14 protein-coding genes are annotated in these 14910 nt (G+C 53.7%); 1 reads left to right on the top strand and 13 read right to left on the bottom strand.

Annotation, left to right across the window (positions count from 1 at the left end):
- Positions 1-156: 156 nt before the first annotated feature.
- The 12 genes from IB286_RS02755 to IB286_RS02700 form a co-directional block, all read right to left on the bottom strand.
- Entirely contained in the window at positions 157-1449 is a 1293-nt protein-coding gene (locus IB286_RS02755; RefSeq protein WP_190762179.1) for an adenylosuccinate synthase, read from the bottom strand.
- Between the two features lie 67 nt (positions 1450-1516).
- Positions 1517-2686 carry an ATP phosphoribosyltransferase regulatory subunit gene (locus IB286_RS02750; protein WP_190762712.1) on the bottom strand — a complete coding sequence of 390 codons (1170 nt, stop codon included), beginning with the start codon at positions 2684-2686 and terminating at the stop codon, positions 1517-1519.
- A gap of 70 nt (positions 2687-2756) precedes the next feature.
- Entirely contained in the window at positions 2757-2942 is a 186-nt protein-coding gene (locus tag IB286_RS02745; protein WP_190762177.1) for a DUF2065 domain-containing protein, read from the bottom strand.
- A 111-nt stretch (positions 2943-3053) separates the two neighbouring features.
- Positions 3054-3926, bottom strand: a complete 873-nt coding sequence (gene hflC / locus IB286_RS02740) for a protease modulator HflC (protein WP_190762175.1) — start codon at positions 3924-3926, stop codon at positions 3054-3056.
- A 2-nt stretch (positions 3927-3928) separates the two neighbouring features.
- The gene (gene hflK, locus IB286_RS02735; RefSeq protein WP_190762173.1) at positions 3929-5071 is read right to left on the bottom strand and encodes an FtsH protease activity modulator HflK; all 1143 of its coding nucleotides are present in this window, start codon (positions 5069-5071) and stop codon (positions 3929-3931) included.
- Between the two features lie 100 nt (positions 5072-5171).
- Positions 5172-6461, bottom strand: a complete 1290-nt coding sequence (gene hflX / locus IB286_RS02730) for a ribosome rescue GTPase HflX (RefSeq protein WP_190762171.1) — start codon at positions 6459-6461, stop codon at positions 5172-5174.
- Between the two features lie 35 nt (positions 6462-6496).
- Complete coding sequence (gene hfq / locus IB286_RS02725; protein ID WP_190762169.1) at positions 6497-6751, bottom strand: RNA chaperone Hfq; 255 nt, start codon at positions 6749-6751, stop codon at positions 6497-6499.
- Between the two features lie 169 nt (positions 6752-6920).
- Complete coding sequence (gene miaA, locus IB286_RS02720; protein WP_317889682.1) at positions 6921-7892, bottom strand: tRNA (adenosine(37)-N6)-dimethylallyltransferase MiaA; 972 nt, start codon at positions 7890-7892, stop codon at positions 6921-6923.
- Positions 7882-9738, bottom strand: a complete 1857-nt coding sequence (mutL, locus tag IB286_RS02715) for a DNA mismatch repair endonuclease MutL (RefSeq protein WP_190762168.1) — start codon at positions 9736-9738, stop codon at positions 7882-7884. Before mutL ends, miaA begins: the two co-directional genes overlap by 11 nt.
- Complete coding sequence (locus tag IB286_RS02710; RefSeq protein WP_190762167.1) at positions 9738-11072, bottom strand: N-acetylmuramoyl-L-alanine amidase; 1335 nt, start codon at positions 11070-11072, stop codon at positions 9738-9740. Before IB286_RS02710 ends, mutL begins: the two co-directional genes overlap by 1 nt.
- Before the next feature lie 5 nt (positions 11073-11077).
- A complete protein-coding gene (tsaE, locus tag IB286_RS02705) occupies positions 11078-11560 on the bottom strand; it encodes a tRNA (adenosine(37)-N6)-threonylcarbamoyltransferase complex ATPase subunit type 1 TsaE (RefSeq protein ID WP_317889681.1) in 483 nt (160 codons plus the stop codon).
- 34 nt (positions 11561-11594) lie between these two features.
- Positions 11595-13106: an NAD(P)H-hydrate dehydratase gene (locus IB286_RS02700; RefSeq protein WP_190762166.1), complete on the bottom strand. Its 1512-nt coding sequence runs from the start codon at positions 13104-13106 to the stop codon at positions 11595-11597.
- 91 nt (positions 13107-13197) lie between these two features.
- Between IB286_RS02700 and queG the strand changes: the two genes are divergently transcribed.
- The gene (gene queG / locus IB286_RS02695) at positions 13198-14292 is read left to right on the top strand and encodes a tRNA epoxyqueuosine(34) reductase QueG (RefSeq protein WP_317889680.1); all 1095 of its coding nucleotides are present in this window, start codon (positions 13198-13200) and stop codon (positions 14290-14292) included.
- On the opposite strand, the gene orn is transcribed toward queG, so the two are convergent.
- Complete coding sequence (gene orn, locus IB286_RS02690) at positions 14289-14831, bottom strand: oligoribonuclease (RefSeq protein ID WP_190762165.1); 543 nt, start codon at positions 14829-14831, stop codon at positions 14289-14291. The two genes, queG and orn, sit on opposite strands and share 4 nt — an antisense overlap.
- Positions 14832-14910 lie beyond the last annotated feature (79 nt).

Below are 14910 nucleotides of genomic sequence, written 5' to 3'. Positions count from 1 at the left end.
CAATAGTAGAGACAAGCAATGACAGAAATATGACTTCAATATTTCAGTTTGATGACATCGATTCAGCCTGATTTTGTGCGCATGGTTATAAGTGGCTAAAAAGCGGGCATAAAAAAAGCCGCCCGGAGGCGGCTTTGAATTTGTGAAAATTACCAATTAGGCAAAGGGGTGTCTTAGCACGATGGTTTCTACCCGATCTGGGCCGGTAGAAATAATATCGATAGGCACGCCGACAATTTCTTCAATACGCTTTATATAAGCCAGTGCATTGGCGGGCAGTTCATCCAAGGATTTGGCACCCACGGTGGATTCTGTCCAACCCGGCATAGATTCGTAGATTGGGGTGATATCGCCGTAGTCATCGCAGTCAAATGGCGCAGCAATGGATTCGCCGGCAGGATTTTTGTAATCCACGCACAGTTGTACGCTTTCCAATCCGTCCAGCACGTCCAGCTTGGTCAGACACAAACCGCTGACGCTGTTTACGCGAACCGCTTGGCGCAGGGCCACGCCGTCGAACCAACCGCAGCGACGAGGACGACCAGTCGTGGCGCCAAACTCATGACCTTGCTTGGCCAGATGCGCACCGATATCGTCAAACAATTCGGTGGGGAATGGGCCACTACCCACGCGCGTGGTGTAGGCCTTGGTAATACCGAGTACGTAATCGAGATACAGCGGGCCGAAACCACTACCAGTAGCGGTGCCACCTGCTGTGGTATTAGAAGAAGTAACAAAAGGATAGGTGCCGTGATCGATATCCAGCAGCGAACCTTGTGCACCTTCGAACAGGATGTTGGCGCCCTCTTCGCGATATTTGTGCAGGGTTGAGGTCACATCTACCACCATGGGGCGAAGTTCCTCAGCCATTCTCAGGGTGTCTTCCAAGGTTTTTTGGTAGTCCACCGCATCGACTTTGTAATACTGGGTCAGTGCGAAGTTGTGATATTCCATCACTTCTTTCAATTTAGTCGCAAAGCGTTCTTCATTGAAAAGATCACCCAAGCGCAGGCCACGGCGAGACACTTTGTCTTCGTAGGCGGGGCCGATACCACGACCGGTGGTACCAATCTTGGCTTCGCCTTTGGCTGCTTCACGGGCCTGATCCAAGGCAACGTGGTAAGGCAGAATCAGCGGACAAGCGGGGCTTAAACGCAGGCGCTCGCGAACCGGCACGCCTTTGGCTTCCAGCTCGCCCATTTCTTTGAGCAATGCATCTGGAGCCAGTACTACGCCGTTGCCGATCAAGCAGGTAACGCCATCGCGGAGAATACCGGAAGGAATTAAGTGGAGGACGGTTTTCTCGCCGCCAATTACTAGGGTATGACCCGCATTGTGGCCACCTTGAAAGCGGGCAACCGCATCGGCCTGATCGGTGAGCAGGTCAACGATTTTACCCTTGCCCTCGTCACCCCACTGGGTGCCCAGTACAACAACATTCTTACTCATTGCGTTTAAACCGTTTGAAGATAAATAAACTGATGGAAATTGTTTCTAAATTCGCAGCCTAGAAAAGCTAGACGCGCGCCACAACCTGCCAGCTATCGCCAGCCAGTTCCAATACGCGATCACAACTTTCATCGGCAGCTTGGCCGGGCAGACCGCAAACCACGCGCTCACCCTGTTGCCGTAATTTTTGTACCGCTTGCCACTGACTCAGCTCGTTGCTGTAAGGCGCAAAAATACCTTCCGCTTCTAGCTCGCCTTGCAGTAAGCCCAGCATCGCTTTTAGGTCGATGCTGAATCCCGTTGCCGGACGAGCGCGACCAAAGACTTCACCGATATCATCGTAGCGGCCACCGGAGGCCAGCGCCTGACCGTGTTCGCTAACCAGCGCTGAGAACACGAGGCCAGTGTGATAATGGAAGCCGCGCAGCTCGGCCAGATCGTAGTAATAACTCAGACCGGGCACACGCTCGGAAAGGGTTTCTGTGAGCGTGACCAGATAATCAATAGCCGCAACCGCCGCTGGAATATCGGCAAATAATTCGCGACCTTTGCTCAGCACTTCTTCACCACCGTGCAGGGCTTTCAAGCCCTCAAGCTGACGAATAGCGGATTCACTGACATCCAATTCAGACAGGAATGTCGCCAATTCGGCACTGGCCTTGCGCTGCAAAATATTGAAGTACGTCTTTTCGTGCTCAGCTCTTAAACCTGCTGCGGCAACTACGGCTTCATATATCGCCACATGCCCCACGTCTAGTGTCAGTCGATCCACCCCGGCGGTTTTCAGGGTTTCCAGCATCAGGCAGATAATTTCCAGATCGCTGGCAAGGCTATTGTCGCCGTAGATTTCGGCGCCGAGCTGAATGGGCGAGCGAGACGCCAGTGGTTTTTTCGGGCGTGTATGCAGCACGCTACCGGCATAACACAAACGAACCGGGCCTTCGCGGTTGAGGCTGTGAGCATCAATGCGAGCCGCTTGCGGAGTAATATCCGCGCGTAAACCCATCATGCGACCGGTAAGTTGGTCGGTCACTCGGAAGGTGAGCAAATCAATATCGCTACCCAAGCCCACCAACAGAGACTCGGTATATTCCAACATTGGCGGGATAATCAGCTCATAGCCCCAGCACTGGAAAAGATCCAGTAGTTTACGACGCAAAGCCTCAACCTGGGCAGCTTGCGCGGGCAGCAGTTCTTCCACTCCATCGGGGAGTAGCCAGCGGTCAACCGAAGTCATCATTAAACTCTTTTGGGCCTTGTGCAGGCCGTAAAAACAATTTCTGCGCGACAGGAATTTGAAACCTGCTTTATTTAAGCAGGCTCAACAACACCAGCCCAGCAGCCATGCTGCTCAGACCAGCCAGTCGTATGGCGCGATTTTCCATATCGGCGAGGCGGTAGGCCATTAGTCGCCAAGCGGCGGGGTTTAAGAATGGCAGGATACCTTCAATTACCAGCACCAAACTCAGTGCAATAGCCAATTCCTGCCACATTTTTAACGCCCACTTAAAACACAAAATCCGCACCGACTTTTGCCGATCCGGATTTTGCGAATGATACCACAAATGTCACTGCCCGCCCCCAACCGGGATTGGCAATGCTGCCTACTTCTCCGCGCCCTTATTGAGATAGCGGAAGAAATCGCTCTCGCTGTCTAAAATCAGGATATCGCCCTGATCAGCAAAGGCGGTTTTGTAAGCGGTCAAGCTGCGAATAAAGGCGTAAAACTCACCATCCGCTTGATAGGCCGAGGCGTAAACCTTGGCCGCTTGTGCATCACCCTCACCGCGAATGACTTCCGCATCGCGATAAGCATTAGCTGCAATAACGGTGCGCTCACGATCTGCCGTTGCGCGGATTTTCTCGGCCAGCTCGCGGCCGGTTGAGCGGTGCTCGCGGGCTTCGCGCTCACGCTCTGACTTCATCCGGTCGAATACCGACTGACTTACCTGCGCAGGCAGGTCGATACGCTTCACGCGCACATCGACCAGCTCGATACCAAATTCATCAACGGTGATCTGGTTGAGGTCGCGGGTCAGGTCGGTCATCAGCGAATCGCGCTCACCGGAAACCACTTCGTGGAAAGTGCGCTCACCAAACTTGTTACGCAAGCCGGTATTGATCCGCTGAGCCAGCAGGCCTTCCGCGCGCACTTCTTCACCGTTAGTGGCGGTGTAGAACTTGGCGGTGTCGGATACGCGCCACTTGGCGTAGAAGTCTACATCCAGTGGTTTTTTCTCGATGGTCAGAAAACGCTGGGTAGGCGCATCCAAGGTGAGAATACGGCGATCAAATTTACGCACGGTATTCACAAACGGAATTTTAATGTGCAGACCGGTGGCGAGATCTGGCGCAACCACCTCACCAAACTTCAGCATTACTGCGCGCTCGGTTTCACGCACAATCACCAAAGAATTGAAGGCAAGAATCACCGAGCCGGCAATAATCAGCAATAGTGTAAAAGCACGGTTAGACATGATTAACGGCCCTCCCGGCGTGTGTTCTGGCTGTCGCGGCGCAGTTGTTCAATAACCCGATCGGTCAGCTCGCGAATATCCACTTGCTGATCAGAACCCATACGCGCCGATACGCGACCTTCCATCAATTTATCCAGCGGCAAGTACATCATATTGTTGCCACCTTCGGTACCGACCATCACTTTAGAGGTGCTTTGATACAGCTCTTCCAGTGCGTCGATATACAAGCGCTCGCGAGTCACTTTTGGTGCCTTGCGATACTCGGCCAACAGTTGATTAAAGCGTTTCGCCTCACCCTCGGCCTTGGCAATAACCTGATCTTTATACGCCAGCGCTTCTTCCATTTGGCGTTGAGCCGCACCACGAGCTTCAGGAATAATGCCGTTGGCATAGGCTTCCGCTTCGTTCTTCAAACGTTCACGGTCTTCTTTCGCACGCGTTACATCGTCAAACGCATCCTGCACCTGAGAAGGCGCCTGCGCATCTTCGATGTTAACCTTGGCCACTTGAATACCGCTTTGGTAAGCGTTGAGGTAGCTCTGCAAACGCTGCTGGGTATCTACCGCAATCTGTTCACGACCTTCGGTAATCACCTGATCCATTTTCGAGCTGCCCACCACATGGCGCAGCGCACTTTCCAGCGCGTGCTCCAAGCTCATTTCTGGGCTTTTCACTTTCAATAGGAAATCGCCCGGATTCGATACGGTGTATTGAACAGAAAGCTGGATATCAACGATGTTTTCGTCTTCGGTCAGCATTTGACCGCGACTTTGCGCCGTTCTGACCTTGGTCACGTTGATGATAGAGACTTCATCAATCAGGGGTGGATTCCAACGCAGACCGGGCTGCACGGTTTCTTGATAAACACCCAAACGCAGCACCACGGCGCGCTCTTGCTGATCGACCTGATAGAAACCAAACAGACCCCAAACAATGGCCGCCAATACCACCAGCATCATCACCGCGCCGGTGTTTAGACGAAAACCGTCATTGCCACTGTTATTGGAATTGCCGTTACCGCCACCAAAAATTCCGTTGAGTTTGTCTTGAAGCTTTTTCAGCGCTTCATCCAAATCTGGTGGCCCCTGATTTTTGCCACCCCAGGGGTCGTTATCCCTGCCGCCACCCGGTTCATTCCAGGCCATAAAATTCTCCTGTTTCTTAGCTTTTTGCAGACAAATCAGCTGCGGAGTCTATCAGATTTCCCCCGCCAAACCAGAAATACCGGGCACGCTATGCGCGAAATTAGCGCTGTATACCCAGTCCGGCTTCGCTGAGGGATTCAGAGGAAAGAAAGCGCCGCCAATCGACTTCTGGCAAGCGCAGGTGAAGATGCATTCGACCGCCATCATCTAGCGATTCAGACTGCACCGCACCCAGACCATATAAGCGCGCGCGGAGTCGGCCTTGGCTGGCATCGAGCACCACATCGGTTTCAACAACATCGCGCCCCAATCTTTCTTGCAAGGCTTGTAGTAATAAATCCAAACCCTGCTGGCGCCGCGCCGACAACCACACCCGAATCGGCTCACCCTGTTCGTTGCGATCGATACGCGGCTCCACACCGAGCAGATCAATTTTGTTATAGATCTCCAGCACCGGGATGGTGTCAGCACCAATCTCCCGCAACACTTCCTGCACTTGAAAAATATTGTCGTCGCGCTCGTTAGAGGCGGCATCAATCACATGCAATAGCAAATCTGACTGACTGGCCTCTTCCAGCGTTGCTCGAAACGCCTCTACCAAGCGGTGCGGCAAGTGGCGAATAAAACCCACCGTATCCGCCAGTACCACTTCGCCCACATCGTCTACCGGAATGCGGCGCAGGGTTGGGTCGAGCGTGGCAAATAGCTGGTCAGCGGCGTACACCGCCGAAGTGGTCATCGCATTAAATAATGTGGACTTACCGGCGTTGGTGTAACCCACCAAGGACAGGGCGGGAATTTCAGCGCGCAAACGCGCACGGCGCACCTGATCTCGTTGTACGCGAACCTTACTGAGGCGAGTTTGAATACTTTTGATGCGCGCACGCAACAAGCGGCGGTCAGTTTCAAGCTGACTTTCACCGGGACCGCGCATACCAATACCACCCTTCTGGCGCTCAAGGTGAGTCCAGCCACGCACCAATCGGGTAGACATATGCTGAAGCTGAGCCAACTCAACTTGCAATTTACCCTCATGGGTACGGGCGCGCTGGGCAAAAATATCCAGAATCAGACCGGTGCGGTCCAATACCCGACATTTCAACTCGCGTTCGAGGTTGCGTTCTTGAGAGGGGGAAAGCGCATGATTAAACAACACTAGCTCGCCGTCATTGGCTTCTAGTGCTGCGCGAATTTCTTCCAGCTTGCCGGTACCGACAAAAAGACGGGCATCGGGCGTTTTGCGCGGCCCGGTTACAAAGGCAACCGGGTCACCTCCAGCGGAAGTGACCAGCTGCACAAACTCTTCTGCATCTTCGCGTTCGTTTTCGCCTGGAAATTCCAAGTGAACCAGTATCGCGCGCTCACCTGCATCGGGTCTTTCAAATAGCAATTACGAACCTCAAAAAGAAGAATAGAACAAACCTATTAGCTGTCGGCTTGCTCGTCGTCTTCTGGCGGATGAGCCATGGGCAGACGCACTACACGAGACGGCACAACCGTTGAGATGGCATGTTTGTAAACCATCTGGCTTACGGTGTTTTTCAACAGCACCACGAACTGGTCGAAAGACTCAATCTGACCTTGCAGCTTGATACCATTAACCAGGTAAATTGATACGGGAATACGCTCCTTGCGAAGAATATTCAGATAAGGGTCTTGTAAGCTATGCCCTTTTGACATGGTGTAGCCTCCTAATAAGCCCAAATTCGGGCATGATAAAAAATAGCAAAATTATTTATTGGGTCTTACATTGCCACGATTCCCAAATTAGAAACCAAATTCAAGCAAAAATTGACCCAAAATAGACCTTGGCGCTTAGTATAGCTCAAGAATTACCCAGAAAATATGCTCATTCGCTACTACTTGTTACCAGTAAAGCCTGTATTTGAGCTAAATTCCGCGAAATGGTTCCATCTTGCTGAGATACCGTGCCAAGCGGGGTTCCCAGCCAGTGAATTTCCGGCCAGCTACGCAGCCAGGTTAATTGGCGCTTGGCTAATTGACGGCTGGCAATCAGTGCTCGTTCGCGGGCCTCGGCAAGGTCAAATTCCCCTGCCAAATACTGCCAAACCTGGCGATAACCCACTGCGCGCATCGACGGCAGATCCAGATGCAAATCCCCCCGCGCCTTGAGCTGCTCCACCTCCGCCACAAAACCAGCGTCAAACATCATGTCCAAGCGCAGGGCGATTCGTCGATGTAGCTCATCGCGATTTTGGGGTGCAATAGCAAATTGCAGGGGGCGAAACGGCAATTTAGCCGCAGTTTGCCGCTGACGCCACTCGCTCATGGTGACGCCGCTAATGCGAAAAACCTCCAGCGCCCGACTCAGACGCTGGGAGTGATTAGGGTGAATTTGCGCGGCCATATCCGGATCAACCCGCGCCAACTCGGCATGCACCGCCGCCCAGCCCTGCTCTTGGGCCAAGCACTCAATTTCTTGCCGAATCTCGGGATCGGCGGCGGGCATTTCCGCCAAGCCTTCCAGTAGAGCTTTGAAATACATCATGGTGCCGCCGACCAAGACCGGCGTACGCCCATTTGCCAAACTGGTTTCAATTTCTGCGAGCGCGTCACGGCGAAAATCCGCAGCAGAATAAACCTCGGCGGGGTCGCAAATATCGATTAACGCATGGGGATGCTTTGCCAAGGTTTGCCCATCGGGTTTGGCGCTGCCAATATCCAGGCCGCGATACACCAAGGCGGAATCGACACTGATTAAATCGCAGGGCAGTTGTTCGCTGAGCTTAATCGCCAGATCGGTTTTACCCGAGGCGGTCGGCCCCATAATAAAAACAGCGGGGGGCAAATCAGCGGCCACGCAAAAACCACTTATCCAGTTCAGCCAAACTCACCTGCACCCAAGTTGGCCGGCCGTGATTACACTGGCCACTGCGCTCGGTGGCTTCCATATCTCTGAGCAGCGCGTTCATTTCCGGCACGGTTAAGCGGCGGTTTGCGCGAACCGAACCATGGCAGGCCATGGTAGAAAGAATTTCATTAATGTGATTAGCAATGCGGTCGCTGCTGCCGTATTCCAGTAAATCGGCCAGCACGTCTCGCACCAATTGTTCTACCGGACTATCCGCCAGTATCACCGGCAGTTCCCGCACAATAATCGACTCTTCTGCCACTCGCTGAATCACCATACCCAAACCGGCAAGTGCTGCGGCATTGGCCTCTGCGCAACTGGCTTCGCGCTCGCTGACCGCTAAACTTTGCGGCACTAATAATGGCTGGCTGCGCAAACCCTCACCTTCGCGGGCGCGCTTCATACGCTCGTAGGTAATACGCTCATGGGCGGCGTGCATATCCACCAACACCATGCCACTGGCATTTTCAGCAAGAATATAAATGCCTTTTAACTGAGCCAGTGCAAAACCCAACGGCGGAATTTCCTGCGACTCTGTATTATCGGAAACCGGCTGAACCAGATTTTGATACGCCGGCATTTGCTCGGCGATGCTAGAGGCAGAAGCTCCCGCCGGTTGATATGCCGACCCGTAACTGGCGGAGCTTGAAAACGGATTTGTACTCAGCGAAGGAGAGGATTCCGAAGGCCGCAAGGCCATACTCGATTGCTCAACCGGCATGGCCAAGCCAGAATCTGGCGCAAGCGGATTTACGCTGCCTTGCAGATTGGCGGTATTGGTTTGATCGCTGGGGCGAACATCGGCCAAGGCCTGATGCAAAGTACGAAAAATAAAGTCGTGTACTGTGCGACCGTCTCGAAAGCGAACCTCGTGCTTGGTCGGATGCACATTAACATCAACGTTAGCCGGATCAACCTCGAGATAAAGCACAAACGCAGGGTGGCGGCCATGGTAAAGCACATCCTGATACGCCTGCCGCACCGCATGAGCCACCAGTCGATCGCGGATATAGCGGCTATTGACAAAAAAGTGCTGCAGATCAGCTTGGCTGCGAGAAAAACTCGGTAGCGCGACCCAACCCCACAAACGTAAATTGGCGGCCGTGCGGTCGATAAACAAGGCGTTTTCCATAAACGCGGGACCACAAACCGAGGCCAAACGCCGCTCTTGTTCTAGCTGATTCGTCGCCGGTTTTAAGCTGTGGATTGCACGGCCATTGTGGCATAGAGAAAAGCCCACATCGAAACGGCCCAGCGCTTGGCGCTTGACCACTTCTTCCAGATGGGAGAATTCGGTTTTTTCCGTACGCAGAAATTTACGCCGCGCCGGGGTATTAAAAAACAGATCGCGGACTTCTACCGTCGTACCCTGCGGATGGGCAATAGGCTCAAGCACCGCGCTCATATCCCGGCCTTCCGAGCGAGCAGACCAACCACTTTCGGCCTCTGCCACTGCGGAATTCAAGCTCAAACGCGAAACCGAACTGATACTGGCCAACGCCTCACCCCGAAAGCCCAAACTGGCTACTGCTTCCAAATCGGGAAGAGCGCGAATTTTACTGGTGGCGTGTCGACTCAGCGCTAGCGGTAAATCTTCTTTGTCGATACCGCTGCCGTTATCGCGCACTCGAATCAGTTTGACGCCGCCGTCCTCGACTTCAAGGTCGATGCGATTTGCACCAGAGTCCAAGCTGTTCTCTACCAGCTCTTTAACAACCGAGGCGGGGCGCTCAACGACCTCACCGGCCGCAATCTGGTTGGCCAGTCGCGGATCAAGTAATTGAATTTTTGCCATTATGACGCGGGTATCTGAATTTTTTGGCCGATGCGAATTTGACTATTAGACAGCCCATTATGCTGTTGCAAATCACGCACAGAAATATTGTGGCGCTGAGCAATACCCGAAAGGGTATCGCCGCGCGCAATGACGTAGACCTGTCCTCTAGCCGTGGGCGCATCGCCACGCTTGATGGCCGCAAAATAGGTATCTGGCGGCGGACTCTCTCGGAAATAACGATCAATGCCCTCAAAAATCGCCTGCGCCATCTGCTCTTGATAGCCAGCGGTTTTGAGTTTGCTCGCTTCATGGGGATTGGAAATAAATCCGGTTTCCACCAAGAGCGAGGGAATATCCGGCGACTTCAACACCGCAAATCCTGCCTGTTCAACACGCTTACTGTGCAGCCTGGAAATTTGTCCCATCTCGCCCAATATCTGACTGCCCACATTCAGGCTGGCATCTAACGTGGCGGTCATTGCCAAATCGGTAAGCACTCCGGCCAACACTTCATCCCGATCAGACAGGCTGACTCCGCCCACCAAGTCAGCTTGGTTTTCGCTTTGGGCCAAAATCCGTGCGGTTGCGCTGGTCGCCCCACGCGCGGAAAGGGCATAGACCGAGCTACCATTGGCGCGGGAGTCAGTAAAGGCATCGGCGTGAATAGAGACAAAGAAGTCCGCCTGCGCAGTGCGCGCCAAAGAGCGGCGTTTGGCCAAGCCAACATAGTAGTCACCGTCGCGAATCATGGTGACTTTATAACCTTTTTTACTGGCGAATTTTTTCTCTAAGCGACGGGCAATCTGGTAGACCACATCTTTTTCGCGCAATTTACCGGGACCAATCGCGCCGGGGTCTTCGCCGCCGTGCCCCGCATCTATGGCAACCACCACGTCGCGCTGCGCTGACTGACTCACACTTTTAACTACGCGCGGCGCTGAACTTTGTTCTTGATCCAAAAAGTCCACCACCAAACGGTCGTGCTGCTCGCCATGAGCTTTAAGCAGGAAAGTGCGCGTTTGCACGCCGCGATTTAAATCGAAAACCAGCCGCAGTTTGCCGTCGGACTTATCGGCATAGCGCAGACGGTCGATAGGACTATTCGGAAAACTTAGTGCGCTGGTATCGGCACCCATTTTGGCATTGCCAATATCCAGCACTAAGCGATTGGGATTAGAAAGGGAAATAACTTCGTGACTAACCGGACTGCTCAGATCAAGCACCACCCGGCTGTGGTCTGGGGCTCGCCAAAAGCGAACCTCGCGCACCTCGGCGGCTGCAGCTTCAAAGCTGGTAGCAGCAAGGCTAAAAAATAGTAGCAAACCCAGGACAACAGCGTTTTTAAATTTCATCTCGTTCAGTGTTGCCGACCTGATAAATCACATACGATCTGACGTCCGCGCGCAGTATTGGCTACCAGCGTTAAACGCCGCCCAGACCCATGTTGAACAATGCTAACCTGTATATCCGCCAATGGCAAAACACCGGCGCCGCGCTCTGGCCATTCGATAAGACAAATGGCGTTTTCAGTGAAATAATCGCGAATACCCATGTATTCCAATTCTTCGGGATCACCCAAGCGATACAGGTCAAAATGATAGGCAGTAATGCCCTTCAGCTCATAGGGTTCGACAAGAGTATAGGTCGGACTTTTAACCGCACCTGAATAGCCAAAGGCTGACAACACACCTCGGCAAAAGGTGGTTTTTCCCGCGCCAAGCTGGCCGTCGAGATAAACAATAGCGCCATCCCCAACGGCCGTACCAAATTTTTGGCCCGCCGCCACCGTTGCCGCCTCATCGGTTAAATCCCAGTGAATTTCCTGTACCGACTCACTCACGCCCTTGTTTCCCACTTACTCGCCGTTTTTACTCTCAATTAATGACCCGGCGCAATTGTGCCACCACATCCATCGCCAACATACCGCGCTCACCTTCTGCCGCCGCAAAATCAGCCGCGCGGCAATGTAAACTCGCCGCCAGACAGGTCGCCTCAAACGCGGAAAGTCCCTGAGCCAGCAACGCGGCAATCATGCCGGTCAGCACATCACCCATGCCACCGCTGGCCATGCCGGGATTACCACCAAGATTGACCGCCACACAGGGCTGGCCGCTTTGATCAAATTCCGCAATCAGGGTTCCCGCCCCTTTTAATAACACCGTTGCGGAATAACGTTTGGCAATCGCTAACACCGCCGCTCGGCGATCTGCCTGTACCTCGGCGGTGGAAATTCCCAATAAGCGCGCCGCCTCAGCCGGGTGCGGCGTTAAAACCCGAGGCGCAGCGCTGCCCTCTTTACGCAATTTGAATTGCTCTCTCGCAATCAGGTTCAGCGCATCCGCATCCAAAACCACCGGCACGTCGGTCGCGAGCGTATGCTTCAATAATTCCGCACCCCAGTCTTGTTGCCCAAGGCCCGGCCCTACCGCGAGCACCGAAGCACGCTCCAATAAACTTTCTAAATCGCCAGATCCTTCCACACCGCGCCCCATCACTTCCGGGCGAACACTGAGCAAGGCGGCGAGATTTTCTTCACGCGTTGCACAAGAGACCAAGCCCGCACCACACCGCGCCGCAGCACTGGCCGACAAAATCGCCGCACCGGCCATGCCGTAGTCACCGCCGACCACCAACACATGACCAAACATGCCTTTATGAGCATGGCGAGGGCGCGCGCCAAGCCGCGCCTGTAATACGCATCTATTTATCGCGCTTGCCTGCGGCACCATCTCGCTATAAACCGACGCAGGAATTTGTAGGTCATTTAATATCAACTCACCGACAAACTCTGGCGCAATGGAAGTCACCAAACCCAGTTTTAAGGCAATAAAACTTAGCGTGATATCGGCGCGCACCACCTCGCCCAAAGCAACACCAGTATCGCTACACAGGCCCGAGGGGATATCCACACCCAAGACCGGGCAGCCCGAGTGATTAATCGCTTTTATGGCAGCGCTATAAGGCTCACGCACCTCACCACTCAAACCGGTTCCCAGCAACGCATCAACAATTACCGCCCCCGCCTGCGGCAACTCGCCCTGCCATGCCTGAATAACAACACCGGCCCGCTCTGCCGCCGCGCGCGCCAGCGCCGCATCACCATTTAACTCGTCTTTCAGCGACCACAGACGAACGGGAATGCCCGCCTCTGCCGCCAAGGCAGCCACAATATAGCCATCGCCACCGTTATTGCCGCCGCCGCAAAAGATTTCTATGGGAGAGCAATCCGACCAACGCTGCTGCAATAAAGTAAATGCCGCCGCACCGGCTCGCGACATTAATTCAAATCCGGGGATGCCCGATGCAATTGCCCGGCGATCCAACTCGCGGCATTGTTCGGCGGAGTAAAAATTGGCATCAGGCGGAATTGAGGTGGCTCGTGGCATAGACCGGCGACTCAGAGTGAAATCAACATGACAGACATTAAGAGTGTAGAATTCGCCACATCATACCCTGCAACTGAGCCCGAGTAATCCTGTGACCGCCACCTCCGCTGACCTTTCCGATTCGGCCATGGCCGCACTGGCAGCCGACATTAAGCGCTGGGGCGAGGAATTGGGCTTTGCCAATATTGGAATTGCACCGGCCACCCCCGGCATTCACGCCGAACGCTTACAGCAATGGCTAAGCAAGCAATACCACGGTGAAATGGGCTATATGCAGGAGCGCGAAAACCTTCGCCGTGAACCGGATCAATTGCAAACCGGCACGGTGCGCATTATCTCAGCGCGCATGGATTATTTACCCAGCGACGAACCTGCACAGGGCAACCCGCTTGAACTCATTAACAACAAGCCTGATCACGCCTATATCTCCCGTTACGCCTTGGGCCGGGATTACCACAAGCTCATTCGCAAACGCCTCTCCCAGTTAGCGCAAAAAATAGAGGAGCGAATTGGCGGCCAGCATCGCGCCTTTGTTGACAGCGCTCCGGTACTGGAACGCGGCTTTGCCGAACAAGCCGGCCTCGGCTGGATCGGTAAAAACAGTATGTTGATTAATCAACGGGCGGGATCATGGTTTTTTCTCGGCGAAATATACACCAGCGCACCACTGCCGCTAGACCCGCCACAAGAGAGCGGCCACTGCGGCAGTTGCTCGGCCTGTATTAAAGACTGCCCCACCGGCGCCATTGTCGCACCTTATCAAGTCGATGCCCGGCGCTGCATTTCTTATCTCACCATTGAATTGAAAGACAGTATTCCCGAAGAGCTGCGGCCCAAAATGGGCAACCGGGTATTCGGTTGCGATGACTGCCAGCTGGTTTGCCCGTGGAATAAATTTACTGAGCACAGCCCGGAACCCGACTTTCAGCCCCGCCACAATTTAGACAACAGCGAGCTGATCACACTATTTATGTGGAGTGAAGCGGAGTTTGAACAGCGCACTGCAGGCTCGCCGATTCGCCGTATTGGCTATCAACGCTGGCTGCGCAATCTAGCGGTGGGCTTGGGCAATGCGCCCTATTCAGAACGAATAGTAACAGCACTAGAAACGCAGCGGGCAGTTGCCGATGACAATGCCCGCGAGCATATTGACTGGGCGCTGACTCAGCAGCGCAGCCGAATTTAAATACGCAAGAAGTGGTCGCGGTAGTGCTTCAGCTCGTTAATAGAATCGCGGATATCATCCAGCGCCAAGTGTTTTGAAGACTTAGAAAAATCCGCCAGATCAGGACGCCAGCGCTTACACAATTCTTTCAGCGTGCTGACATCCAAGTTGCGGTAGTGGAAAAAGGCTTCCAACTTCGGCATTTCGCGGGCGAGAAAACGACGATCCTGACAAATACTATTGCCACACATGGGTGATGCACCCTGTGCCACATGCTTATCCAGAAACGCCAACGTCAGGCGCTCGGCCTCAATGGCGTTCATACCGGTTTCACGCACCCGCTTCAGCAAGCCCGATTTTCCGTGCTGATTGGTATTCCACTCATCCATACCCGCCAACACCTCATCCGACTGGTGGATGGCCAACACCGGGCCTTCCGCCACAATATTGAGGTTCTCATCGGTGACAACGGTCGCAATTTCAATAATGTGATCATTCAGGGTGTCGAGACCGGTCATCTCCAGATCGATCCAGATTAAATGCTGTTGTTTTACCGGCATAACGCACTCCGCAAAAATATCGCCCCCAGCGTTCGGCTTAAATCCAGCCGACTTTGGCGCACAAAAACCGTAATTGTAG

This window comes from Spongiibacter pelagi, assembly GCF_014705705.1.
In the GTDB taxonomy this organism is placed as follows: domain Bacteria; phylum Pseudomonadota; class Gammaproteobacteria; order Pseudomonadales; family Spongiibacteraceae; genus Spongiibacter; species Spongiibacter pelagi.
Note: the sequence above shows the minus strand (reverse complement) of the source record. Positions and strands in the feature narration are given on the sequence as shown.

Excerpts from the sequence above, each read along its gene's own strand:
- IB286_RS02755 (WP_190762179.1), bottom strand. The coding sequence starts at position 1,449 with ATGAGTAAGAATGTTGTTGTACTGGGCACCCAGTGGGGTGACGAGGGC.
- IB286_RS02750 (WP_190762712.1), bottom strand. The coding sequence starts at position 2,686 with ATGACTTCGGTTGACCGCTGGCTACTCCCCGATGGAGTGGAAGAACTG.
- IB286_RS02745 (WP_190762177.1), bottom strand. The coding sequence starts at position 2,942 with ATGTGGCAGGAATTGGCTATTGCACTGAGTTTGGTGCTGGTAATTGAA.
- hflC (WP_190762175.1), bottom strand. The coding sequence starts at position 3,926 with ATGTCTAACCGTGCTTTTACACTATTGCTGATTATTGCCGGCTCGGTG.
- hflK (WP_190762173.1), bottom strand. The coding sequence starts at position 5,071 with ATGGCCTGGAATGAACCGGGTGGCGGCAGGGATAACGACCCCTGGGGT.
- hfq (WP_190762169.1), bottom strand. The coding sequence starts at position 6,751 with ATGTCAAAAGGGCATAGCTTACAAGACCCTTATCTGAATATTCTTCGC.
- mutL (WP_190762168.1), bottom strand. The coding sequence starts at position 9,738 with ATGGCAAAAATTCAATTACTTGATCCGCGACTGGCCAACCAGATTGCG.
- IB286_RS02710 (WP_190762167.1), bottom strand. The coding sequence starts at position 11,072 with ATGAAATTTAAAAACGCTGTTGTCCTGGGTTTGCTACTATTTTTTAGC.
- IB286_RS02700 (WP_190762166.1), bottom strand. The coding sequence starts at position 13,106 with ATGCCACGAGCCACCTCAATTCCGCCTGATGCCAATTTTTACTCCGCC.
- orn (WP_190762165.1), bottom strand. The coding sequence starts at position 14,831 with ATGCCGGTAAAACAACAGCATTTAATCTGGATCGATCTGGAGATGACC.